At 40.9% G+C, this 215-nt stretch carries 1 tRNA gene; it reads right to left on the reverse strand.

From position 1 onward, the window contains the following. A tRNA-Arg gene (locus tag QP548_RS16960) sits at positions 1 to 73 on the reverse strand. Positions 74 to 215: the final 142 nt, after the last annotated feature.

Genomic DNA, 215 nt, shown 5'->3' on the forward strand with positions numbered 1-215 from the left:
GTACCTTAAGGGATTCGAACCCCTGACCCACGGCTTAGAAGGCCGTTGCTCTATCCAGCTGAGCTAAAGATACACATCAAACAATTATTATTTTAAATGTTTTTTAATGTTTTGTCAAGTGTTTTTACTTAACATTTTAAACATTTTGTGGAGCGGGTACCGGGAATCGAACCCGGGTATCCAGCTTGGAAGGCTGGTGTTCTACCATTGAACTA

Origin of the sequence: Clostridium sp. UMB9555A, from assembly GCF_030222355.1 — a bacterium.
GTDB classification, from domain to species: domain Bacteria; phylum Bacillota; class Clostridia; order Clostridiales; family Clostridiaceae; genus Sarcina; species Sarcina perfringens.